General features: G+C 65.1%; 18 protein-coding genes and 1 pseudogene. 2 read left to right on the forward strand and 17 right to left on the reverse strand.

Annotation, left to right across the window (positions count from 1 at the left end; genetic code table 11):
- The 4 genes and pseudogenes from QCE62_RS08395 to QCE62_RS08410 all read right to left on the reverse strand — a co-directional run.
- Positions 1 to 186 (reverse strand): annotated as a pseudogene (locus QCE62_RS08395) (acetyl-CoA C-acetyltransferase); the annotation flags it as partial.
- Positions 187 to 278: 92 nt separating this feature from the next.
- Entirely contained in the window at positions 279 to 2,342 is a 2,064-nt protein-coding gene (gene phaC / locus QCE62_RS08400) for a class I poly(R)-hydroxyalkanoic acid synthase (RefSeq protein ID WP_309916523.1), read from the reverse strand.
- Between the two features lie 330 nt (positions 2,343 to 2,672).
- The gene (gene pgeF / locus QCE62_RS08405) at positions 2,673 to 3,506 is read right to left on the reverse strand and encodes a peptidoglycan editing factor PgeF (RefSeq protein WP_309916524.1); all 834 of its coding nucleotides are present in this window, start codon (positions 3,504 to 3,506) and stop codon (positions 2,673 to 2,675) included.
- Positions 3,503 to 4,699 (reverse strand): RluA family pseudouridine synthase, encoded by a 1,197-nt coding sequence (locus QCE62_RS08410; RefSeq protein WP_309916528.1) that lies wholly within the window; start codon positions 4,697 to 4,699, stop codon positions 3,503 to 3,505. The genes pgeF and QCE62_RS08410 overlap by 4 nt, the downstream gene beginning before the upstream one ends.
- Before the next feature lie 162 nt (positions 4,700 to 4,861).
- Here QCE62_RS08410 and QCE62_RS08415 point away from each other — a divergent pair, with 162 nt between their 5' ends.
- A complete protein-coding gene (locus tag QCE62_RS08415; protein ID WP_309916531.1) occupies positions 4,862 to 5,698 on the forward strand; it encodes an outer membrane protein assembly factor BamD in 837 nt (278 codons plus the stop codon).
- 96 nt (positions 5,699 to 5,794) lie between these two features.
- On the opposite strand, the gene QCE62_RS08420 is transcribed toward QCE62_RS08415, so the two are convergent.
- The 5 genes from QCE62_RS08420 to QCE62_RS08440 form a co-directional block, all read right to left on the reverse strand.
- Positions 5,795 to 6,289, reverse strand: coding sequence for a hypothetical protein (locus QCE62_RS08420; RefSeq protein ID WP_309916534.1), 495 nt, complete (start codon positions 6,287 to 6,289; stop codon positions 5,795 to 5,797).
- Positions 6,290 to 6,301: 12 nt separating this feature from the next.
- On the reverse strand, positions 6,302 to 7,051 hold the full coding sequence (locus tag QCE62_RS08425) for a hypothetical protein (RefSeq protein ID WP_309916537.1): 750 nt from the start codon (positions 7,049 to 7,051) through the stop codon (positions 6,302 to 6,304).
- 204 nt (positions 7,052 to 7,255) lie between these two features.
- Positions 7,256 to 9,484 (reverse strand): ATP-dependent DNA helicase, encoded by a 2,229-nt coding sequence (locus QCE62_RS08430; RefSeq protein WP_309916539.1) that lies wholly within the window; start codon positions 9,482 to 9,484, stop codon positions 7,256 to 7,258.
- A gap of 90 nt (positions 9,485 to 9,574) precedes the next feature.
- Complete coding sequence (locus QCE62_RS08435; protein WP_309811527.1) at positions 9,575 to 9,760, reverse strand: DUF465 domain-containing protein; 186 nt, start codon at positions 9,758 to 9,760, stop codon at positions 9,575 to 9,577.
- Between the two features lie 113 nt (positions 9,761 to 9,873).
- Entirely contained in the window at positions 9,874 to 10,689 is an 816-nt protein-coding gene (locus QCE62_RS08440; RefSeq protein WP_309916542.1) for a colicin transporter, read from the reverse strand.
- Positions 10,690 to 11,017: 328 nt separating this feature from the next.
- Here QCE62_RS08440 and QCE62_RS08445 point away from each other — a divergent pair, with 328 nt between their 5' ends.
- The gene (locus QCE62_RS08445) at positions 11,018 to 13,357 is read left to right on the forward strand and encodes a Tex family protein (protein WP_309916545.1); all 2,340 of its coding nucleotides are present in this window, start codon (positions 11,018 to 11,020) and stop codon (positions 13,355 to 13,357) included.
- A gap of 73 nt (positions 13,358 to 13,430) precedes the next feature.
- Here the strand turns inward: QCE62_RS08445 and QCE62_RS08450 are convergent, their stop codons facing one another.
- From QCE62_RS08450 to hflX, 8 genes are all read right to left on the reverse strand, one after another.
- Complete coding sequence (locus tag QCE62_RS08450) at positions 13,431 to 15,323, reverse strand: potassium transporter Kup (RefSeq protein WP_309916548.1); 1,893 nt, start codon at positions 15,321 to 15,323, stop codon at positions 13,431 to 13,433.
- Between the two features lie 280 nt (positions 15,324 to 15,603).
- Positions 15,604 to 16,164, reverse strand: a complete 561-nt coding sequence (locus QCE62_RS08455; RefSeq protein WP_309916550.1) for a phosphoribosyltransferase — start codon at positions 16,162 to 16,164, stop codon at positions 15,604 to 15,606.
- Between the two features lie 102 nt (positions 16,165 to 16,266).
- Complete coding sequence (locus tag QCE62_RS08460; RefSeq protein ID WP_309916553.1) at positions 16,267 to 17,613, reverse strand: adenylosuccinate synthase; 1,347 nt, start codon at positions 17,611 to 17,613, stop codon at positions 16,267 to 16,269.
- Between the two features lie 166 nt (positions 17,614 to 17,779).
- On the reverse strand, positions 17,780 to 18,931 hold the full coding sequence (locus QCE62_RS08465; RefSeq protein ID WP_309916557.1) for an ATP phosphoribosyltransferase regulatory subunit: 1,152 nt from the start codon (positions 18,929 to 18,931) through the stop codon (positions 17,780 to 17,782).
- A gap of 120 nt (positions 18,932 to 19,051) precedes the next feature.
- A complete protein-coding gene (locus QCE62_RS08470) occupies positions 19,052 to 19,243 on the reverse strand; it encodes a DUF2065 domain-containing protein (protein WP_309811530.1) in 192 nt (63 codons plus the stop codon).
- A gap of 54 nt (positions 19,244 to 19,297) precedes the next feature.
- Complete coding sequence (gene hflC / locus QCE62_RS08475) at positions 19,298 to 20,200, reverse strand: protease modulator HflC (protein ID WP_309916561.1); 903 nt, start codon at positions 20,198 to 20,200, stop codon at positions 19,298 to 19,300.
- Positions 20,201 to 20,211: 11 nt separating this feature from the next.
- Positions 20,212 to 21,603 (reverse strand): FtsH protease activity modulator HflK, encoded by a 1,392-nt coding sequence (hflK, locus tag QCE62_RS08480; protein ID WP_309916564.1) that lies wholly within the window; start codon positions 21,601 to 21,603, stop codon positions 20,212 to 20,214.
- 59 nt (positions 21,604 to 21,662) lie between these two features.
- Positions 21,663 to 22,991 carry a GTPase HflX gene (gene hflX, locus QCE62_RS08485; protein ID WP_309916567.1) on the reverse strand — a complete coding sequence of 443 codons (1,329 nt, stop codon included), beginning with the start codon at positions 22,989 to 22,991 and terminating at the stop codon, positions 21,663 to 21,665.
- Positions 22,992 to 22,993 lie beyond the last annotated feature (2 nt).

Genomic DNA, 22,993 nt, shown 5'->3' on the forward strand with positions numbered 1-22,993 from the left:
TCCCGAGCCCGCGGCCAGCACCTGGCCGAGAATGACTTCGCTCACCTGATCCGGCTTCACGCCTGCGCGTTCGAGCACGGCCTTGATGACCGTTGCGCCGAGTTCCGGCGCCGCGATCTTCGCGAGCGAGCCGCCGAATTTGCCCACCGCCGTACGCGCGGCCGATACGATCACTACGTCAGTCATTTCAGTTTCCTTTGGCATCGATTGTTAATGCATTGGCCCGGGCATGATCCGCGCGCCCATGAGCGCCACGGCGCGCCACTCAGAACTCACACTCAGGCATCGCGCTCCAGCACGTAGCGGCCCGGGGCGGCCTCGATCACCGGGTACGCCTTCGAACCCTGCGCCGCCGCCGGCTTGACCTGCTCGCCCGCGTTCGCCGCGAGCCAGGCGGACCACGTGGGCCACCAGCTGCCGGGATGCTCCGCCGCGGCGTCGAACCAGGCGTCCGCGGATTCGGGCAGCGCACCGGTGTCGCCGTCGACCATCCAGAAGCTGCGCTTGTTCTTCGACGGCGGATTGATCACGCCCGCAATATGTCCCGACGCGCCCAGCACGAAGGTCCGCGGACCGCTGAGAATGGGCGTCGAAGCATACGCCGACTTCCACGGCACGATGTGATCCTCGCGGGAGCCGTAGATAAACGTGGGCAACGCGAGCCGCGAGAGATCGATCTTCTCGCCGCATACCGTCAACGCATTCGGTTCCTTCAGCGCGTTTTCCAGATACGTGTTGCGCAGGTACCAGACGCACATCGGCCCGGGCAGGTTGGTCGAGTCGCTGTTCCAGAACAGCAGGTCGAACGCCTGGGGCGTGCGTCCTTTGAGATAGTTATCGACGACGTAGTTCCACACCAGATCGTTCGGGCGCAGATACGAGAACGTGTTGGCGAACTCGACGCCGCGCATCAACCCCGCCGGCGCGCCGTTCTTGCCGCCGATCGCCTGCTCGCGCAAGCGCACGTGCGACTCGTCGACGAACACATCCAGCACGCCCGTGTCGGAGAAGTCGAGCATCGAGGTGAGCAGCGTCATCGAGGCCGCCGGCTCCTCGCCACGGGCCGAGGCCACCGCGAGCGCGGTGGCGAGAATGGTCCCGCCGATGCAGAAGCCGAGCGTATTGATCTGTTCCTCGCCGGTGATCGCCTGCACGACGCCGATGGTCTCGAGCACGCCCTGTTCGACATAGTCGTCCCAGGTCTTGTGCGCGATCGACTGGTCCGCGTTGCGCCACGACAGGATGAACACCTGATGGCCTTCATCGAGCCCATAGCGCACGAGCGAGCTTTCGGGCGAGAGATCGAGGATGTAGAACTTGTTGATGCACGGCGGCACGATCAGCAGCGGCCGCGCATAGACCTTCGGGGCGCGCGGCTTGTACTGGATCAGCTGTACGAGTTCGTTCTCGTACACGACCGAGCCTTCGGTCGACGCAATGTTCTTGCCGACCGCGAAACCCGATTCGTCCGATTGCGAGATCTTGCCGCGCTGCATGTCGGCGAGCAGGTTCAGCATGCCCTGGCGCAGGCTCTCGCCCTTGCTTTCGATGAGCGTCTTCTGCGCATCGGGATTCAGCGCGAAATAGTTGCTCGGCGATGCTGCCGCGGCCCATTGCTGCACGGTGAAACGAATTCGCTCGCGGGTCTTCGGGTCGCTCTGCACGGCATCCGCGAGTTCTTGCAGATAGCGCGCGTTCAGCAGGTACCACGCGGCGGTGAACGCATACGCGGGCGTGGTCTGCCACGAGGTATCCGTGAAGCGGCGGTCCTTCAGCGCGCCCGGGTCGATGTGCTGTTCGCCTGCCTGCCGGAGCAGTTCGGACGCATCGCGCGAATAGTTGCTTTGCAGCTGCTGGAGACGCTCGGGTGGAATCGCCGCGGTGGGGATCTTCGGCAGTGTCGGCAAGCCCTGCATCGCGGCGCCGAAGCCGGGCATGCTGCTCGCCAGTTTGGCGAACTCGGCCATGCCGTTCATCTTCGTAAAGTCGGGCATCTGCGGCATCGCGCCCGGCGCCGGAAATGCGCCTTGGAACGCGGCCGGAAAACCTTGTGGGAAGCCACCGGGGAACGCATTGGGAAATGCATTCGGGAATGCATTGGCGAAGGCGCCGAACGCCGCGAACGGCGAGGCCTCCGCAGCGGCTCCCGCCCCGGCCGCATCAGGTGCGGCATTCGTCTGCTGAGTCAGCTTCGCCCATTGCGCGGGATCGGCAACGGTACGCCAGGCGTTCAGCCATTGATCGAACGCCTGCTGTACGCCAGTCGATTCGGCCGATGCTTGAGCCGAAGTGCTGTCGGCGGTACGGGAGCGGGAAGATGAGGAAGATGTTTTGGAAGCCATACCCGCCATTGACCTGTGAGTCTCGCAAGACTGGATTGCTGATGCAGGCATCGCCGGGCTTTCCTCGACCAGCGCGCAAGTGTTGATGCGCCCTATGCGCGCCGCAAGAAACCGCCTTGCTACGCCGTGCCCGATTGATTGAATTCCGGGAACATTCTTGCTCCAGGCTATCGGGCATGTCAATGCTTCGTCCCGATTTTGCCGCAGTGCGATAAATTTTTAATTATCGTTTTCCCCCATCCGAAATATTGTATTCACAAGGGGTTTCGTCACGCCCGGGAAACGTTCGCGTGGCAGGCTGGGAGACAGGTCTGGCGGGAGTAACAGGCCTCAGTCGTTCAGCCAGATCATCGCCGCCATGCGTCCCGTCACCCGATCCCGCCGATACGAATAAAAGCGCCTCTGCTCCGTCACCGTGCAATGCGTGCCGCCGTCGATGCGCGCGTCATCGACGCCCAGTTCCGCGAGCCGCTGCCGCGCCAGTGCATAGATGTCCGCGAAGTACTTGGCCGGCGCACCGCCCGCGGGCCGGAAGGCGGCCGTGGTGGCGTCGCGCCGGGCGGCCGGCGCCGCGCTGGCGAACGCCTCGAGCACGTCCTCGCCCACCTCGAACGCCGACGGTCCGATCGCCGGCCCGAGATACGCATGCAGCCCGGCAGGCGACACGCCCGCGAGCGTCGCCACGCGTTCAGCCGTCCGTTCGATGACGCCGCCCGCCAGACCACGCCAGCCCGCATGCGCCGCGCCGACCGCGCGGCCCGCGTCGTCGCAGAACAGCACCGGCAGGCAGTCCGCCGTCATCACGACGCACACGACGCCCGCGCGATCCGTCACGCTCGCATCCGCGCGCGAGCGTTCGCCGAACACGAGGCGGTCGACCACCGCATGCGCGTCCTCGACCTGCGCGCCGTGGATCTGCTCGAGCCATGCGGCGTGCCGCGAAGGCGTCAGCGCCAGCGCGCGGCGCCGGTTCTCCGCGACGGCCTCAGGCGCGTCGCCCGTCGAGAAGCCCAGGTTGAGGCCGCCCGCGCCGGAGCCGTCGTCGAACGGCGCGGCGCTCACACCGCCCGCGCGCGTCGTGACGAACGCGCGCACGCGCGGCGACACCTTCCATTGCGGCCACAGACAAGCGCCGTGATCCAGTGCGGCAACGTGATGCTTCATGCTTCGTCGTCCTCGTAATCGTCGTCGTCCCAGTCTTCGTCGTCTTCGCCGATGACATAGACTTGCGCGAACTCCGGATCCTCGTCGGAGTCGATCTCCTCGTCCTCCCCGAAGCCGAGCGCGGCGGAGAGCGTCTCCATGTCCTCGGGCACATCGGCGCGCCAGTGCACCGGCTTGCCGGTCGCCGGATGAATCAGGCCGAGGCGCCACGCATGCAGCGCCTGACGGGCGAAGCCGTCCGGCAGCGGCGTGACGGAACGCTTGCCGCGCACGTGCCCGTACAGCGGATCGCCCAGCAGCGGATGACCCGCAGCCGCGCAATGCACGCGGATCTGATGCGTGCGGCCGGTTTCGAGATCGCAATGGATCGCGCTCACCGGCTGGTTGTGCCACAGGGTTCGCTGGATGGTCTTGAAGTGCGTGCGCGCCGGCTTGCCCGCGGCGCTCTGCACGACCGCCATGCGCTTGCGTTCGCGCGGATCGCGGCCGATCGGCGCGTCGATCGTGCCTTCGTCGCGCATGTTGCCCCACACGAAGGCCACGTATCGGCGCTTCACCGTGCGCGCCTGCAACTGACGCACGAGGTCGGTCTGCGCTTCGAGCGTGCGCGCGACCACCATCAGTCCCGAGGTTTCCTTGTCCAGCCGATGCACGATGCCCGCGCGCGGCAAGCCGGCCGCCGCCGCGCCATAGCGATGCAGCAGACCGTTCAGCAGCGTGCCGCTCCAGTTGCCCGCAGCCGGGTGCACGACCATGCCGGCGGGCTTGTTGATGACCACGAGCGACTCGTCTTCGTAGACGACATCGAGCGGCACCGGTTCGGGCGTGAACGCGAGTTGTTCGGGCAGGAGGTCCGGCACGAGCGTGATGGTCGCGCCGAGCGGCACGGGCTGGCGCACTTTCGCACCGGCGCCGTCGACCTGCACGCGCCCTTCTTCGATCCACCCCTGCAGCCGGCTGCGCGAGAATTCCGGAAAGAGTTTCGCGAGCACCTTGTCGAGGCGGTCGCCGGCGAGTTCGTCGGGCACGTGCGCGACGCGCGGCGGTTCTGCGTCCGTGCCCGTCGTGCCTGTCGTGCCCGTTGCGCGGGGTGCGTCAGGGTTTGCATCGGGCCGCGCTGCGTCGTCGCCGGTGGCGCTTGGGCTATAATCTTTGAGTCGGTCTTTGGTACGACGGGTACTTGAGCGGGTCATTTGAACAAGATTCGGCAGGACTTGCCGTAGAAAACCGCGCATGGAAACGCGCGTAAGGATCCACGCAAACGCCGCACGCGAAAACCGCGAGACATTGCGCGAGCGGCGGCGCCGGACACACAGCTGGACACAGCGAGAATCAGCCAGGAACACCAAGCACTGATGCGAGCCTTCAACACCATTCATCAATCGATGCGTCAAACGATCAAGTATCTTGCGCTGGCCGCCAGCGTCGCGATCGTCGCAGCCTGTCACGGCCTGCCGGAGAAGACCGACGAAACCGCGCTGTGGAACAACAACAAATTATATACGGAGGCCCAGGACGCGCTTTCCGGCAGCGACTGGGGCAAGTGCGCGAAGTACTTCGAGGCGCTCGAAGGCCGTGACCCGTTCGGCCACTTCGCGCAGCAGGCGCAGATCAACGTCGCGTATTGCAACTGGAAGGACGGCGAAACCGCCAACGCCGACCAGGCCATCGACCGCTTCATCAAGCTGCATCCGGATCATCCCGATATCTCGTATGCCTACTACCTGAAGGGCATGATCCACTTCAACGACGACCTGGGCCTGTTCGGCCGCTTCTCGGGTCAGGACATGAGCGAGCGCGATCCGAAGTCGCTGCGCGAGTCCTATGACGCGTTCAAGGTGGTCGTCGACAAGTACCCGCAAAGCAAGTACGCGCCGGACGCCGCGCAGCGCATGCGCTATATCGTCAACGCGCTGGCGTCGCACGAGGTGCATGCGGCGGACTATTACTATCGGCGCGGCGCGTATGTCGCGGCCATTAACCGCGCGCAGCTCGCCATTCGCGAGTACAAGAACGCGCCGGCCACCGAAGACGCGCTGCACATCATGATGCTGTCCTACGGCAAGCTCGATCAGCCGCAACTCGCCGACGACACCAAGCGCGTGCTCGCCGCTACGTTCCCGGACAGCCCGTACGTGACCGGCAAGCGTCGTCAGGGCACGGACGACAAGCCGTGGTACCAGATCTGGTAAGCGGCGCATGAAAGCAGGACATCGGTCCTGCACGCTTCCCGGAAACGGCGCGCGATCGATGATCGCGCGCCGTTTTGTTTATGCGCCGGCCGCTGGCTAACTTACGAAGTTCCACATGAGGCGGCCACTGCGCGAACGCAGCCAGACGTCATAGCGGGAGACGAAGTCCTTGTAACTGGCGTGACAGGTTTCGGACAACCGCAGCAGCCAGACGGCATACGAGAAGTTATCTGCGTTGGCTATCTTGTCCACGGGCGGCAGACGCGCGAGGTCGGCGACGTCCATGCCGATTGGTCCAGGGACCATCGCTGCGTACTTCTGGTCCGTCGACGTATGCGCCATCGCATGACGCCACTCGTGCGTGAAGACCTGCGACATCCGTGACTTCAGGCTCGACGGCGGAACAGATTCGGCCAGCGTCTTGATGCCCTCGTCATAAACGGTGAGCTGGACGTCCTCCAGCGCATCATCCACCTGTGCGATCCCCCCGGCCGCGCGCGCAGGCGTATGCGTCGTCATGACCGTCGAGGGACTGGTCGCGCCGTCCGCCTTGGTCAGGACGCTCCTGAAGTCGAGGTGCGAATAGTTCAATCGTGCCGGGTACTATTGCGTGCGCTCGACCAGCTTGAGGAAGTTCTGCCTGTCCGCGGTCCGCGCGCGGCCCCAGAAGATCTGCAGCACCTTGTCGACCCTCGCCAGATCGCTCGCTGTGGTGCTCTTCACCATTCTCCGGGCCACCGCGAGACTCGCTTCGGCGCAGTCCGCGCCGTCGAACAGCAGCACTCGCAGTTCGCGAGCCCTTGCAATCGGCATCCCGTGGACGCGGTCAAGCGGAATCGACGCTCCCCGATAGCGCCTCCACAGGTTTCTGAAGCCGGTGCCGTGCCGTCCGCCCGAAGCGAACACCAGTGACCAGCGGGAATCGACCCATTGCACGGGCGCACCGTACGACACCAGATTGCCCGCGGTCGGATTCGCGAGCCGGTAACTGCCGTAGTTCGCATCCCAGTCGACCTGATAGACCGCTTCGACGTCCTGGAAAGCGGCAGCGGCATGGTGATAGCGGTTGAAAAGACTCTCGGCGATTCGCGTTGCCATTCTGGGAACGACTTCGCGCGTGACCGCTAAAAAATCGAAGTGATCGTTCCGTTGAAGCGCTTCTTCCAATTCTTCCGGACATGCTTCTTCCGTTTCGCTTTCCTCGGTCTCTTCGGTGTCGAAAGTCGCGTCGTGCAACGCTCTCTCCCAGGCCGGATCTACCGGGCCATGGGTCGAGGAATTCGTTGCAGAAGGATGAGCCTGATTGCCGCGAGGACGGCGCAATCTCAGTTCGCTTTCCGAAGCAAATGGCATTGACCGACTCTCCCGGGAATCTGATCCCGCAGACAATGCCTTGGCCAACGAGGTCTGGCAGGAACAGAAAATCGGTCGTCTAAACGGCGAATCGAAGGATCGGAAATGCGTGTTCCGCAAAACAAACGCAGCAAGAAATGGAGATCTTCAGAGGCAGCATTCTCCGGCGTGAGTGCAATGACGGGATAGCTGCCGTTCAAAACACTACTCGGCCAGCTCCGTCTTCCACTTTGCCGCATCGCTGAAAAATTCACGCACCACGTCCAGTTCACGCGTGCGCTTGAACGGCGGCAGGCTTTGCCAGATGCGCCGGCCATACGGTTTCTCGACGAGACGCGTATCGCAGATCATCAGCACGCCGCGATCGGTCTCCGCGCGAATCAGCCGCCCCGCGCCCTGCTTGAGCGTGATGACCGCCTGCGGCAGCTGATGCACCGCGAACGGACTCAAACCCTTCTTCGAGAGCGCGTCCAGCCGGGCCGCGAGCACGGGATCGTCGGGCGGCGCGAACGGCAGCTTGTCGATGACCACCAGCGACAGCGCATCGCCGCGCACGTCCACGCCTTCCCAGAAACTCTGGCTGCCGACCAGGATCGCATTGCCGTAGGCGCGGAAGCGGTCGAGCAACTCGGTCCGGCTGGCATCGCCCTGTACGAGCAGCGGATTGTCCCAGCCACGGCGCTCGATCACCTCGCGCAGCCGCGTGGCAATGCGGTCGACCGCGCGCAGCGTCGTACACAGCACGAACGCGCCGCCGCCCGCCGCCTCGATCACCGGCAGCGCGGCTTCGAACACGGCATCGGTGAACTGCGGCGACGACGGCTGCGGCAGATTGCGCGGCACGTACAACAAGCCTTGCGACGGATAGTCGAACGGGCTCGGCAGGGTCATCGAGCGGCGCGAGTTGAGGCCCATCTGCGCCGCGTAATGCGTGAAGTCGCCGCGCACCGAGAGCGTCGCCGACGTGAAGATCCACGCGCGCGGCACGCCCGCGCGCTGCTTGGCGAAAATCGGCGCGACCGACAACGGCGTCTCGTGCAGCTGCACCGTGTGCGAGAACACTTCGATCCAGCGCACCATCTCGTTCGGCTCTTCCTTCGCGGCTGCGACGGCGGTCTGTTCGTCCGCGACGACCGCGCGTTCGAGCGAGGTCGGCGGCGTGGTCCAGCCGGCCAGCAGGTCCTGCAGTTCGCGCGCGCGGCGCACCAGCGCCTGCAGCGATTCGGCGCGCTCCGCATGCGACGACAATGCCGCCGCCAACGCCGCAAGATGCGTTTCGAGCGTGTCGAGCGCCTCGAACAGCGCATGACCGTCGGGCAACTGGCCGAGCGACAGGCGCACCGAATCTTCCTTGAACACCAGCCGCAAGTCGCGCGCTGCGCGTTCGAGCGCGGCGCCGAGCTTGGTCCAGTCGGCGGCGTCGCGGGCGTGCGAGAGACCTTCGGCGACCGTATCTCGGGCGAGTTCGAGCAGCTGCGTGGTGGACAGCGTGTCGCCGAAGAACAGCGTGGCCGTTTCCGGCAACTGATGCGCCTCGTCGAAGATGATCGTGTTGGCCATCGGCAGGAGTTCGGCCATGCCGGTGTCGCGCAGCATCACGTCCGCGAAGAACAGATGGTGATTCACCACGACGATGTCCGCCTGCTGCGCTTCCTTGCGCGCCTGCATGACGAAGCATTCCTTGTAGTGCGGACAATCCTGGCCGAGACAGTTGTCGCGCGTGGAGGTGACCATCGGCCAGACCGGCGAATTCTCCGGCACGCTCGCGAGTTCGGCCTTGTCGCCGGTGCGCGTGATCTTCGCGAACCGCACGATCTCCTGCAAATGCGACGTGTCCTGACGCGTTGGCAGACGGCCGTTGTCGGCCGTGCGCTCGAGATAGTAGTGGCACAGGTAGTTTGCGCGGCCCTTCAGCATCGCCACCGACACCGGCACCGCCAGCGCGTCGCGCACGGTGGGGATATCGCGCTGGAACAGCTGGTCCTGCAGATGTTTCGTGCCGGTCGAGACGATCACCTTGCCGCCCCACAGCATGGCCGGCACGAGATACGCATAGGTCTTGCCCGTGCCCGTCCCGGCTTCGACGATCAGCGTGTTCTCGCCGCCGTCGATGGCCGTCTTCGCCGTTGCGATGCCCAGGTCTTCCGCCGGGGGCGCGTCGGGGTCATGCGGCTTGTCCGACGGTCCGAGCCTGCGCGCGGGGCGGCGCTGCGCCTCGAACATCGCGGGCTCGGGCATCGCGCGGCCGGAGGCCTCCATGGCGGCGGCGACCGAGCGCGCCATTTCGATCTGCGAGGCACGCGGCCGATAACCGTCGATGGCGCGCGCAAGCAGTCCCTGCGCCGCGAAGATGGCGTCGAGTTCGACGGCGCGCTTGTCCGTGAGCGCGTGCGGCGCGGGGACGTCGTCGCGAGAGGGTGTGGGTGCGTTCAAGGCGTGCTCAATCCTGCGGGGTTCCGGCGGCGGGTGCGGGAGGCGCCGCCGCCGGCATGCATGGGCATGCGCCGCCGGCGGCGCGCGGCGTCAGTGCGCGTCCGGGTCCAGCTGCAATTGCAGCAGGAGAATGGTGTCCTTCACCTTGAGCTTGCGCTTCTTCAAGCGTCTCAACTCGAGGTCTTCGATGCCCGACATCTTGTCGATCAGGATGTCCAGGCTGTGATGCTCTTCCTGCAACTGCGCGATGCGATCGCGCAGCAATGCGGCATCCATGGTGGGTTGTCGGGGTGCGTTCAAGCGCTGCTGCATGCTCGCCTCCTTTCATCCGCTCTTGCATCCGCTTCTTGATCTGCTTCGCGCGTGCCCGCAACACGGACACGCATGCGCTACTTGCCCTGCTGCTGTTGCTGCTGTTGCTGCTGTTGTTGCTGGCGCTGCTGGTCTTCAGCGGCCTGCTGCGCCTTTTCCTGCTGCTTCCTTGCTGCTTCCTTCTGACGCGCCTCGACTTCGGCGCGATGCTGCGCGGCTTCCTGCTGCTTCTGTTCGTAACGCTGCGCCTTCAGATCCCGGTCCTGCGCGTCCTGCACGCCGCGTGCGCGCGCATCGTCGAGTTGCTTCTGGTAGTCCGCCTGCTTGCGATCGTACGCCGCCTGATTGGCCGCGCGCTGCGGCGCCTCGGCCTGGCGCTGGGCGGCTGCCAGCGCGTTCTGGCGCTGCTTCTCATCGAACGATTGCTGGCTCGCACGTTCGTTGGCCGCGCGCTGCGGCGCTTGAGCGTCGTACTGCGCCTGCTTGATCGCGGTCTGCTGGTCGCGCTGGCGGGCGCGCTCGGTGCGCTGTTCGTCGTCGAGCGCGAGCTGGTCCTGACGGATCTCCTGGCGCGTCTCGCGCATCTCGTTGCGCGCATTGTCGAGGCAATGGTTGACGAAGAAATTGCTGTAGCAGTCGTGCCGCTTCACGCCAAAGCGATAGTCGTTTTCCTCGGTGCGCTTGTTCAACGCTTGCTGCCGTTGCGTGAATTGGGCCTTGAGCACGGCGTCGGGGTCTTGCGTGTCGCTGGAATTGCTGGAGGATGAGTCGTCGAGTGGACGGGTGCTGACGGCGGTATCGGGAGAAATGGGCTTCGGCGTCTGCGCACGCGCATGATCCGGCACGAAGGCGGCAAACAGCATGACTGCCGTGGCGAACCTGACCACCGTCATGGTCGAGGCAGTCGACGCGGCGCGTGCGCCTTCAGCTGCGCCGGCGTGGCCTGCAGCCGAGCCGGAATGGGCGGCGCGAAAAAAGCGTAATGTGGGCAAAGGAATGAACGGCAACGTGATCAGGAATCAGATGCGAAGCGGCTTGGGCGATGCCCAAATTCTATCACCGCACGCCGGAGGGCTCTGCCATTTATGGCAAAATGCCCCGCTCCAGCAACCCGGTCCGAACCGGCTCGTCACGCGGTCACGTGCCCGCCGCGCCTCGCTCACAGCAGGCTCGTGCGTGCGGCGCGATGCCTGCCGGCGAGCCCGAGAACAGCGCAGACACATGACGGAAACCGTAGCACTCAAGATCGTACAGCGCATCGCCACCGAACTCACCGTGCAGCCGCGCCAGGTCGCCGCCGCCGTGCAGCTTCTCGATGAAGGCTCGACTGTCCCGTTCATCGCCCGGTATCGCAAGGAAGTCACCGGCAATCTCGACGATACGCAACTGCGCACGCTCGAAGAGCGCCTGATCTACCTGCGCGAACTCGAAGAGCGCCGCGCCACGATCCTGTCGAGCATCGACGAGCAAGGCAAGCTCAGCGACGAATTGCGCGGCGCCATCGAAGGCGCGGACAGCAAGCAGGTGCTCGAAGATCTCTACCTGCCCTACAAGCCGAAGCGCCGCACGCGCGCGCAGATCGCCCGCGAAGCCGGTCTCGAACCGCTCGCACAGGCGCTGCTCGCTGATCCGACACTCGACCCGCAAGCCGAAGCCGCAAAATTCGTCGATGCCGAAAAAGGCGTCGCCGACACCAAGGCCGCCCTCGACGGCGCACGCGACATTCTCTCGGAACAGTTCGGCGAAACGGCCGGCGTCCTCGGCAAGCTGCGCGACCATCTGTTCAATCAGGGGCTCGTGATGTCGAGCGTGGTCGACGGCAAGCAGAACGAGGAAGGCGAGAAGTTCCGCGATTACTACGACTACAGCGAAACGGTCCGCACCGTGCCCTCGCACCGCGCGCTCGCGCTGTTTCGCGGCCGCAATGCGGGCGTGCTGAGCGTCAAGCTCGGCCTCGGCGAGGAGCTCGACGCGCAGGTTCCGCATCCTTGCGAGGCGATGATCGCGCAGCAGGTGGGCATCGCCAACCGCGGCCGCGCCGCCGACAAATGGCTGTCGGACGTCTGCCGCTGGTGCTGGCGCGTGAAGGTGCAGCCGCACATCGAAACCGAGCTGCTCACGCAACTGCGCGAGCAGGCCGAGCACGAAGCCATCCGCGTGTTCGCGCGCAACCTGAAGGATCTGCTGCTGGCCGCGCCGGCGGGCCCGAAGGCCGTGATCGGACTCGATCCGGGCCTGCGCACGGGCGTGAAGGTCGCGGTCGTCGATCGCACCGGCAAGCTGCTCGCAACAGACACCATTTATCCGCACGAGCCGCGCCGCGACTGGGATGGCTCGCTCGCGAAACTCGCCCGCATCGCGCAAGCGACGCAGGCCGAACTGGTGTCGATCGGCAACGGCACGGCCTCGCGCGAAACCGACAAGCTCGCAAGCGAACTGATCGCGAAGCATCCGGAATTCAAGTTGCAGAAGATCGTGGTGTCGGAAGCGGGGGCGTCGGTGTATTCGGCGTCGGAACTCGCGGCAAAGGAATTCCCGGAACTCGATGTCTCGCTGCGCGGCGCCGTGTCCATCGCGCGCCGTCTGCAGGATCCGCTCGCGGAACTCGTCAAGATCGAGCCGAAGGCGATCGGCGTCGGCCAGTATCAGCACGACGTCAATCAGCGTGAACTGGCGCGCTCGCTCGATGCCGTCGTCGAGGACTGCGTGAATGCCGTCGGCGTCGATGCCAACACGGCGTCCATCGCCCTGCTCGCCCGCGTGTCGGGACTCAATGCAACGCTCGCGCGCAATATCGTCGAGTTTCGCGACGCCAACGGGCCGTTCCCTTCGCGCGAGCATCTGAAGAAGGTGCCGCGCCTCGGCGACAAGACCTTCGAACAGGCCGCGGGCTTCCTGCGCATCAACAATGGCGACAACCCGCTGGACCGGTCGTCGGTGCACCCGGAAGCGTATCCGGTCGTCGAACGCATGCTCGCCAAGATCAAGAAGCAGCTCGGCGACGTGCTCGGCAAGCGCGAGGCGCTGACCGGGCTGTCGCCGGCCGAGTTCGTCGATGAGCGCTTCGGCCTGCCCACCGTGCGCGACATCCTCGCGGAACTCGAGAAGCCCGGCCGCGATCCGCGCCCCGAGTTCAAGACGGCGACCTTCAAGGACGGCATCGAGAAAATCTCCGATCTCGTGCCGGGCATGATCCTCGAAGGCGTCGTGACGAACGTGGCCGCGTTTGGCGCGTTCGTCGATATCGGCGTGCATCAGGATGGCCTCGTGCACGTGTCGTCGATGTCCACGAAGTTCATCAAGGATCCGCACGAGGTCGTGAAGGCCGGTCAGGTCGTCAAGGTGAAGGTGCTGGAGACGGATGTGAAACGCCAGCGCATTTCACTGACGATGCGTCTCGATGATGATTTCCCGTCTGCGTCCGCCGGCAGCGGTTCGGGTGCGCAGTCGCGCGGCGGACAGGATCGTCAGGACCGACGCTCGGGCCAGCGTCCGCAGCAGCGTCGCGAGCCGGAGGCGGCAGGCGCGATGGCCGCGGCGTTCGCGAAGCTGAAGCGCTGAGGGCTTCGGCGCCAAACGAAAACCCCACGTTCGCACGTGGGGTTTTTGCTTTCTTACGCGAAAAGAATCCGCGTCAAATTTCGATTTTGGTACCCAACTCCACCACCCGGTTCGCCGGAATGCTGAAGAAATCCGTAGGCTTCGCGGCGTTCTGATGCATCCACGCGAACACCCGCTCGCGCCACACCGACATGCCCGGCAGTTCCGTCGGCACCACGGTTTCGCGCGCCATGAAGAACGACGTGTCCATCAGCTCGAAGATCATCGCGTGCGTGCGCGTGATCTGTTCGAGCACCGCCTTCACATCGGGCGTTTCGTTGAAGCCATAGGCCGCCTTCACGAGAAACAGTCCGCCGCCGATGTCCTTCACTTCGAGCCGGTGCGCGTCGTCCACATAGGGAATGTCGCGCGTCTGGAAGTTCATGAATAGCGTGCGCTCGTGCAGCACCTTGTTGTGCTTCAGATTGTGCAGCAGGCTCACAGGCACCAGCGAGTCGCTGCCGGTGAGATAGATGGCCGTGCCCGACACGCGATGCGGCGGATGCGCGAGCAGACCCTGGAGGAAAGGCATCAGCGGGATACCGTCGGCGGCCGTGCGGTCCTTGACGATCATGCGGCCCTTGTACCAGGTCATCAGCAGGAAGAACAGCGCGCCGCCGATGCACAGCGGCAGCCAGCCGCCCTGCTCGATCTTCAGCAGGCTCGCGCCGAAGAATCCGATGTCGATGGCAAGGAACACCGCGATCATCGCGCCGACCAGCCAGCGGCTCCAGCCCCACAGGTTCACCATCACGACCGACACGAGGATGGTGGTGGTCAGCATGGTCGCGGTGACGGCGAGGCCGTAGGCCGCCGCCAGGTTCTCCGAGCTCTTGAAGCCGACCACGATGCACAGGATGATGAACAGCAGCATCCAGTTCACGAGCGGGATATAGATCTGCCCGATCGCCAGTTCGGACGTATGCAGGATCTTCATGCGCGGCACGTAGCCCAGCTGGATGGCCTGGCTCGTCAGCGAATACGCGCCCGAGATGACCGCCTGCGAAGCGATCACGGTGGCAACAGTGGAGAGGATCACGAGCGGCAGCAGCGCCCAGTCGGGTGCGAGCAGGAAGAACGGGCTTTCGATGGCCTTCGGGTCGTGCATCAGCAACGCGCCCTGGCCGAAGTAGTTGAGCAGCAGCGACGGCATCACCAGCATGTACCAGCCGCAGCGGATCGGCTTGGCGCCGAAGTGGCCCATGTCGGCATACAGCGCTTCCGCGCCGGTCAGCACGAGCACGACCGAGCCGAGGACGATATATGCCTGCAGCACGTGTTGCGCCATGAAGGAGAACGCGTAATAGGGATTCAGCGCGGCGATGATGCGCGGTTCCTTCACGATATGCGCCGCGCCGAGCACGGCGAGCGTGACGAACCACACAAGCATGATCGGGCCGAACAGCCTGCCGACCACCGCCGTGCCGTGCCGCTGGATCCAGAACAGCGCGATCAGGATGGCGATGGTGATGGGCAGCACATAGGGCGACAGCTTGGGCGCGGCGATCTCGAGGCCTTCGACCGCGGAGATCACCGACATGGCCGGCGTGATGACGGCGTCGCCGTAGAACATGCACGCGCCGAAGATGCCGAGCATCATCAGCACGCCCGAGATCTTGCCGGATTCCTTCACGCTGCGCAGCGCGAGCGTGGTCATGGCGAACACGCCGCCTTCGCCGTTGTTGTCGGCGCGCATGACGAACAGCACGTATTTGACGGCCACCACCATGATGATGGCCCAGAACAGCAGGGAGATGACGCCGAGAATGGAGGCCTCGGACAAGCCGATGCCATGCGACGGGCTGAACGCCTCTTTCAGTGAATACAGCGGGCTGGTGCCGATGTCGCCGAAGACGATGCCAATGGCCGCGACCGTAAGCGAGGGCAATGACTGTTTATGCTCGTGCGCGTGAGTCGTTGTGGTCATAAAAGCGGGATATCCGTCCAGGGCGGAAAAAACGAACGCCATTCTATCGAACGCGGCATGCCGGAACATCTTGGCTGACCGCGCTGGGCGCGCCGGCGCAGACGCGAGTGAGAGTTTAGCATCGTGCCCCGTGCGCGTTGGCGCGGGCGCGCGTGACCTTTCGTGACGCCTGCGGCCCAGCGCGCATGCCAAAACGCCGTTGCATCCCGGCATCGAGCCCGGACGAACGGCGTTGTTTCATGCATGCGCGGCAATCAGGCGCTGAATGCAGCGCGGAGCGTCATTCGCGCCCGTTCTGCAGGCCGCGCTTAATCCACGCACCCAGATTGTGCGGACGCACCGTGTCCCACTCCTCGAACGGCTGATGAATCCACGGGTTCGTTTCGAGAAACTGCACGTGATAGTCGGGCTTCACCTTCGAGCACGCCTTGTACCACAGCACCGCCGAGCGCACCGCCGTGATGTCCGGATAGCGCTCCTTCAGATGCTCCTGCACGCGCGCCAGCGTGACGCCCGAATCGACCAGGTCGTCGACCAGCAGCACATTGCCGGAGAGGTCGCCGCGCGTCATCGTGATGTACTGCGCGATGTCGAGCGCGCCCTGCTCCGTGCCGGCGGCTTCGCGGTACGAACTCGTCGCGAGAATGGCGAGCGGCAGGTCATAGATGCGCGAGAGCTGGTCGCCGACGCGCAAGCCGCCGCGCGCGAGGCACAGGATCTTGTCGAACTTCCAGCCCGATTCGTGCACCTTCAGCGCGAGCAGTTCGATCAGCCGGTGGTATTCGTCCCAGCCGACCCAGAGGTTCTTGTCGTCGTTGCGCGGATCCGTCATCGCGATCATGGTGAGGCTCTTCAAATTCAAGTGTTATATGCAAAATGTGGCCGCAGAGGCGGCCACATTCTTTACAGCGTCCGTTCAGGGAAGCCTAAGCTCGCGTGGAGCTCAGACCTTGAACGGGTGACGCAGCAGGATGGTTTCGTCGCGGTCCGGACCGGTCGAGACCATGTCGATCGGCACGCCCGCCACTTCCTGCACGCGCGTCAGGTACTTGCGCGCGTTTTCCGGCAGGCTGTCCCATTGCGTGATGCCGATCGTGCTTTCCTTCCAGCCGCCGAAGGTTTCGTACACCGGCTCGCAACGCGCCACTTCCGACGCGCCGCGCGGCAGGATGTCGACCTGCTTGCCGTCGAGCGTGTAGCCCGTGCAGAGCTTCACTTCGTCGAGTCCGTCCAGCACGTCGAGCTTGGTGATGCACAGGCCCGAAATGCCGTTGATCTGGATGGAGCGGCGCAGCGCGGCCGCGTCCAGCCAGCCGGTGCGGCGCGGACGGCCCGTGACGGAGCCGAATTCCTTGCCGACGGTGGCGAGCGTCAGACCGACCTGTTCCTGGCGCGCGGCGTTGTCGGCGTCGTACAGTTCGCTCGGGAACGGGCCCGAACCGACGCGCGTGCAATACGCCTTCGTGATGCCCAGGATGTAGTTCAGGCGCTGCGGCCCGATGCCCGCGCCCGCCGTGGCCGCGCCCGCAACGCAGTTGCTCGACGTGACATACGGATAAGTGCCGTGGTCGATGTCGAGCAGCGTGCCTTGCGCGCCTTCGAACAACAGGTTGCGGCCGGCGTGGTTCTCGTCGTAGAGACGGCGGGAGACGTCGGTGACCATCGGCGCGAGACGGTCGGCGTAGCCGAGCATGGTCTCGAGGGTTTCCTGGAAGTCGACGGCCTTCGCGCCGAGATACTGCGTCAGCACGAAGTTGTGGAAGTCGAGTGCTTCACGCAGGCGCTCTTCGAACACGGTGCGGTCGAACAGGTCCTGCACGCGCAGGCCGCGGCGCGCGACCTTGTCTTCGTAGGCCGGGCCGATGCCGCGACCGGTCGTGCCGATCTTGCCGGCGCCGCGCTTGGCTTCGCGCGCCTGGTCGATGGCGACGTGATACGGGAGGACGAGCGTGGCGGCTTCGGAAATGAACAGACGCTTCGACACGTCGATGCCGGCGACTTCCAGTTCGTCGATTTCCTTGAACAGCGCTTCCGGCGACAACACGACGCCATTGCCGATGTAGCAGGCCGTGCCCGCGCGCATGATGCCCGAAGGAATGAGGCGCAAGATGGTTTTCTTGCCGCCGATGATGAGCGTGTGGCCGGCGTTATGACCGCCCTGGAAACGGACGACGCCCTGGGCGTGGTCCGTCAGCCAGTCGACGATCTTGCCCTTGCCCTCATCACCCCACTGGGTGCCCACCACGACGACGTTGCGCCCCGGGTTCACATTCACTGCACTGGCAGACATGTTGATTCGTTAGCTGGTTAAAAACGCATTTTACCTATGTTCGCGAAAGGTTCCGAGTTTTTCGGGATGCGATTCGCGATTCCTTCACGCACGCGCCATTGGAATGTGCTACCAAAAACCCTTGCCGATCAAGCGATTGTATTCATCGCCGGTTCCGGGCAAACGTTCAGGACCGCGCTTCCACCGTCCACGCGCCGTCGCGCTCGACCAGCACGCGATCGAAGGCGAATTCGTCCAGATCGTGTTCATGGCCGGGCAGCGCCTGGATCACCACCTCGCCCGCGTCGCGCAGCGCGGCAATGGCTACGCGCAGCGGTTCGTCGTGCCTCCACGGCGCCAGGATCGCGCTGCCGCGGGCATCGACGGGAGAAATGCGCGCCACTTCCCGCAGGTCGAGCGAGAAACCCGTCGCGGGCCGCGCACGGCCGTACGCGAGACCCACATCGTCGTACCGGCCGCCGCGCGCAACCGCGTTCGGCACGCCATCCACGTACGCCGAGAACATCACGCCGCTGTGGTACGCGTAGCCGCGCAGGTCGGCGAGATCGATCATCAGTTCCGCGCCTTCCACCTGGCTCGCGAGGAACGCGAGGTCGTCGAGGGCGCGGGAGATCACCGGCAGGTTCGGCAGGCGGCCCCGCGCAATCTGCAGCACCGACGCATCGCCGTACAGCGAAGGCAGCGCCCGCAAAGCGTCGCGCGGCACCGGGCCGAGATGCGCGGTGAGCTCGTTCAGGCGCGGCACGTCCTTGGTGGCCAGCGCGTCATAGAGCGCCTCGCCGAGCGATACCGCTGCCGGCTCCAGTTCGAGCAGCGCCGCCAGCACGCCCGCGTGGCACAGGTCCAGCCGCACCTTGCGCAGTCCGGCCAGATGCAGCGAATCGAGCATCAGCTGCTGGATTTCGAGATCCGCTTCCAGTCCGGCGTGGCCGTAGATTTCCGCGCCGATCTGGATCTGCTCGCGGGTCGCGTGCAGGCCGCGCGGACGCGTGTGCAGCACGACGCCCGCATAGCAGAGACGCGTGACGCCCTGCCGGTTCAGCAGATGCGCGTCGATGCGCGACACCTGCGGCGTGATGTCGGCGCGCAGGCCGAGCGTGCGCCCGGACAATTGATCGACGAGCTTGAAGGTGCGCAGATTCAGGTCGCTGCCGCCGCTCGTCAGCAGCGATTCGAGGTATTCGAGCATCGGCGGCATGACGAGCTCGTAACCGTACGAGCGGAACCGGTCGAGCAGGCGGCGGCGCAGCTCTTCGATCTTGCGGGCTTCCGACGGCAGGACGTCGGCAATATTCTCGGGAAGCAACCAGGTGGACATCGATACGTTTCCTACGGGACGCAAGGTATTGCGCTCAGTGCGCGGGCTTGCGGACAACAACGGTCAGGGACGGAAGATCAAGGACAAGACAGGTCAAAAGCCGGCGTGGCGCCGCGTGCTTCACGTGGCGATCAGCAGCAGGATGAGCCCGAGCACCATCGCGATCAGCCCGCCGATGCGGATGTGGTTCACCGGCCGCTCCGCGATGCGGCGAAACGTGTCGCGCCAGGCGGTCGGAAACACGAAGGGAAACATGCCTTCGATGATGAGCATCAGCGCAACAGCGAGCAGTAACGTCTCGGCCATGTCCAGGAAATCGAAGATGCAGCGCGACCGCGGATAACCGGTCGCGCCGCGCGGGCAGGATCAGCGCTTCGCCGTGGCGGGCGCGGACGTGTCCGGAAGGCCGCCGGTCGGGCTCTTCATGAAGCGGAAGAAGTCGCTGTTCGGATCGACGATCATCACGTCGCCCGGCTTGAACGTCTTCTTATACGCTTCGAGGCTCTGATAGAACTGGTAGAACTGCGGATCGCGCCCGTAGGCGTCGGCCGCTATGCCCGCCGCCTTGCTGTCTCCTTCGCCCTTGATCGACTGCGCCTGGCTATAGGCATCGGCGAGAATCTGCTGCTGTTCGCGCTCCGCGTCCGCCTTGATCTTGTCAGCATCCGCCGTGCCCTTCGCACGCTCGTTCGCCGCCGCCTGCTGGCGCGCCGCGATCATGCGCTTGTAGACCGAATCCGCCACCGCCGACGGAAAGTCGATGCGCGTCATCTGCAGATCCACGAGCTGCACGCCGAACGCCGCAGCCGCGGCTTCCACGCTCTTCTGGGCATCGCTGGCCAGGGTTTGCTGGTTGCCGAGCGCGTCGGTGAGCGAGCGCTTCGCGAAGCCGCTCGCGAGCGCCGTGCGCGCCAGCGCCGTGATGCGCTCCTGCGCCGTCTGCGTGTTCTTCTCGTTGCTTTCGAACAGCTTGAGCGGATCGGCGACACGGTACTTGATCACCGTGTTGACCATCACTTCGTTCTTGTCGGCGGTGGTGAAGCGGTCGGCGCCGGATTCGTCGATGGTGAGCGTGCGCGTGTCGATCAGCGTGAGCGTCTGGAACGGCGGCGGCAGCTTGAAGTGCAGGCCCGGGCCCGCGACGCGCGGATTGCCTTCGCCATGCGCGGCTACGACGCCGGCATGCCGTTCGTCGACGGTAAAGATCATCGACGAGCCGATGAACAGCACGATGACGACCGCGACCACGAGCGCAATGATTCGGTTCATGTTCGCGCTCCTTACTGCAGGTCTTCGGAACGGCTGCGCGAGCGGAACGCATCGCGCGAGCGCAGCGGGTCGCTCGCGCTTGCGCCGCTGGCCGCGCTGGCCGCACTGGCCACGCTCCCGGGCGCGGCAGCGGCCGGCGCCGATGCGGGCGTTGCGCTCTGCGCGCGCGCCTGCTGTCCATCGGCGGCAGCGTTGGCCGCAGCCGGGGCGCTGGCGCCGTCGGCCGCGTCCTTCGCCTGCTGGCGATTCGCTTCAACGAGCTTGTCGAGCGGCAGATACACCACGTTGTTGCCTGCCTTGCTGTCTACGAAAACCTTCGTGGTGCGCGAATAGATCTGCTGCATCGTGTCCAGGTACATGCGTTGGCGGATGACCGCGGGCGCCTTCGAATATTCGGCGTAGACCTCCTTGAAGCGCTCGGCGTCGCCCTGGGCCTGCGTGACTTCGCGATTGCTGTAGGCGGTGGCTTCGTCGACCATCTTCGCCGCGTCGGCCTTCGCGCGCGGCAGGAGTTGATCGGCGTAGGCTTGCGCGGTGTCGCGCGCGCGTTCGTTGTCCTGGCGCACGCGCGACGCTTCCTCGAACGCCGACTGCACCTGCTGCGGCACCTGCACGCTCTGCACCGCGACGCCGGTGACCTGCAGGCCGGTGCGGTAGGCGTCGAGCGAACGCTGGATGGCGTCCATCAGCCGCGTGCGCAAGGCCTCGCGATCCTTGTAGAGCATGTCGTCGGTGCTGAGGCCGCCTGCAATCTCGCGGATCGCCGCCTGTGCGGCCTGCACGACGCTCTGGTCGGGATCGAGATTGCGGTAGAGGAAGTCGGTGGCCGAGCGGATCTGGTACTGCACGGCAAAGCGCACGTCGACGATGTCCGCGTCGCGGGTCAGCAGCGAGGCATCGCGCACGTTGCCCTGCGACAGCGCGGTGCCGCGGCCCACTTCCACCGAGCGGATCTGCGAGGTATCGACGATTTCGTTCGACTGGAACGGATACGGCAGACGCCAGTGAATGCCCTGCTGAACCGTCTGGCGATACTGGCCGAACTGCGACACGACGCCGACATGACCGTCCTGCACGACGAACACGCCGCTGCCGAGATAGATGGCGATCAGCACGCCGATGACGATACCCAGCCCGATCTTGCTGCCGCGGCCGTTCTCGCGCGGCGCGCCGCCGTTGCCGGGCTTGCGGCCGAACAGGCCGGCCAGGCGCCGGTTGAAGTCGCGCCACATTTCGTCGAGGTCGGGCGGACCGTCGTCCTTGCCGTTCGGACGCTTGCTGTCCTGCGGACGCTTCGTGTCGTTCTTCACGCCATTGCCGTCGCCCCGCCCCCAGCGCGGATCGTTGATCGAAAAGACGGCAGGGTTGGCTTGCCGGTTAGTCCGCTCGTTGTAGTCGTTCACTCAGTGATTCACCATTAGACAGCCGGGTCGATTCCGGGCCGGTTCCATTCCGATGCGGATCACTGTCCGTGTTCGGGAACCGTGTGGTCGTCACGTTGATCGGCAGGCCGCTGGTCGCCGGGCTGCGCGTTCGTGTCGTGTGTGGCGTTTGACCCGGACTGCGTGGATTGCGTTGCTTCGGACTTTGCTGCGGACCTGGCTTCAGACGCCGCCTTGAAGTTCGCACCGGATTCCGCTTCGGATTCTTCCTGCGCGTCCGGGAATTCCGCGAGCACACTGGGAAGGCCCGCTTCCGTTTCCCCGGTCTCCGCGGCGGCAATTTCCGCGATTGCGGCGCGCAGTGCATCGAGTCCCTGACCCGTGCGCGCACTCAAGAAAACGCGCGAAATATTACCATACTCGTCCCTTTCGACCGCCTCGCCGCGGGCCGCAAGCTCCGGCACGGCGTCGATCTTGTTGAAGACGAGAATCTGGCGGATTTCGTCCGCGCCGATGCCGCGCAGCACTTCGTTGACCTGGTCGATCTGATCGAGCCGCACCGCGCTCGAGGCATCGACGACATGCAGCAGCAAGTCTGCGTGAATGGTTTCCTCGAGCGTCGCGCGGAACGCCGCGACCAGTTGGTGAGGCAACTCGCGGATGAAGCCGACCGTGTCCGACACGACCACGTGCCCCGCTTCCTCGCCGAGATACACGCGGCGCGACGTGGTGTCGAGCGTGGCGAAGAGCTGGTCGGCGGCGTAGGCCTGGGCCTTCGTGAGCGCGTTGAAGAGCGTGGACTTGCCCGCGTTGGTATAGCCGACGAGCGACACCGACATGGTCCGGTTGCGCACGCGCTGGCGACGCTGCGTGCCGTGCTGGCGACGCAGTTTCTCGAGCCGCGCCTTGAGCGCCTTGATGCGCTCGCCGATCAGGCGGCGGTCGGTTTCGAGCTGGGTTTCGCCGGGGCCGCGCAGGCCGATACCGCCTTTCTGGCGCTCTAGGTGAGTCCAGGCGCGAATCAGGCGCGTGGACAAATACTGGAGTTGCGCGAGTTCGACCTGCAGCTTGCCTTCATGGCTGCGGGCGCGTTGCGCGAAGATATCGAGAATGAGGCTGGTACGGTCCACCACGCGGCGGTTCAGCGCGACTTCGAGATTGCGTTGCTGCGCGGGCGCGAGGGCGTGATTGAAAATGACGAGTTCGACGTCGTTCGCTTCGCACTGCAGACGCAGTTCCTCGACCTTGCCGCTGCCGATGAACATCTTGGCATCGGGACTCGAACGGCGGCCGGTGAGCGTGACGGCGGGATGAGCGCCCGCACTTTGTGCGAGCAGGCTGAGTTCTTCAAGACTGGCTTCGAAATCGATTTTGCCGAAGTCGATGCCGACAAGCGCTGCGTTGATCAAAT

The sequence above is a fragment of the Caballeronia sp. LZ033 genome, from assembly GCF_031451265.1.
In the GTDB taxonomy this organism is placed as follows: Bacteria; Pseudomonadota; Gammaproteobacteria; order Burkholderiales; family Burkholderiaceae; genus Caballeronia.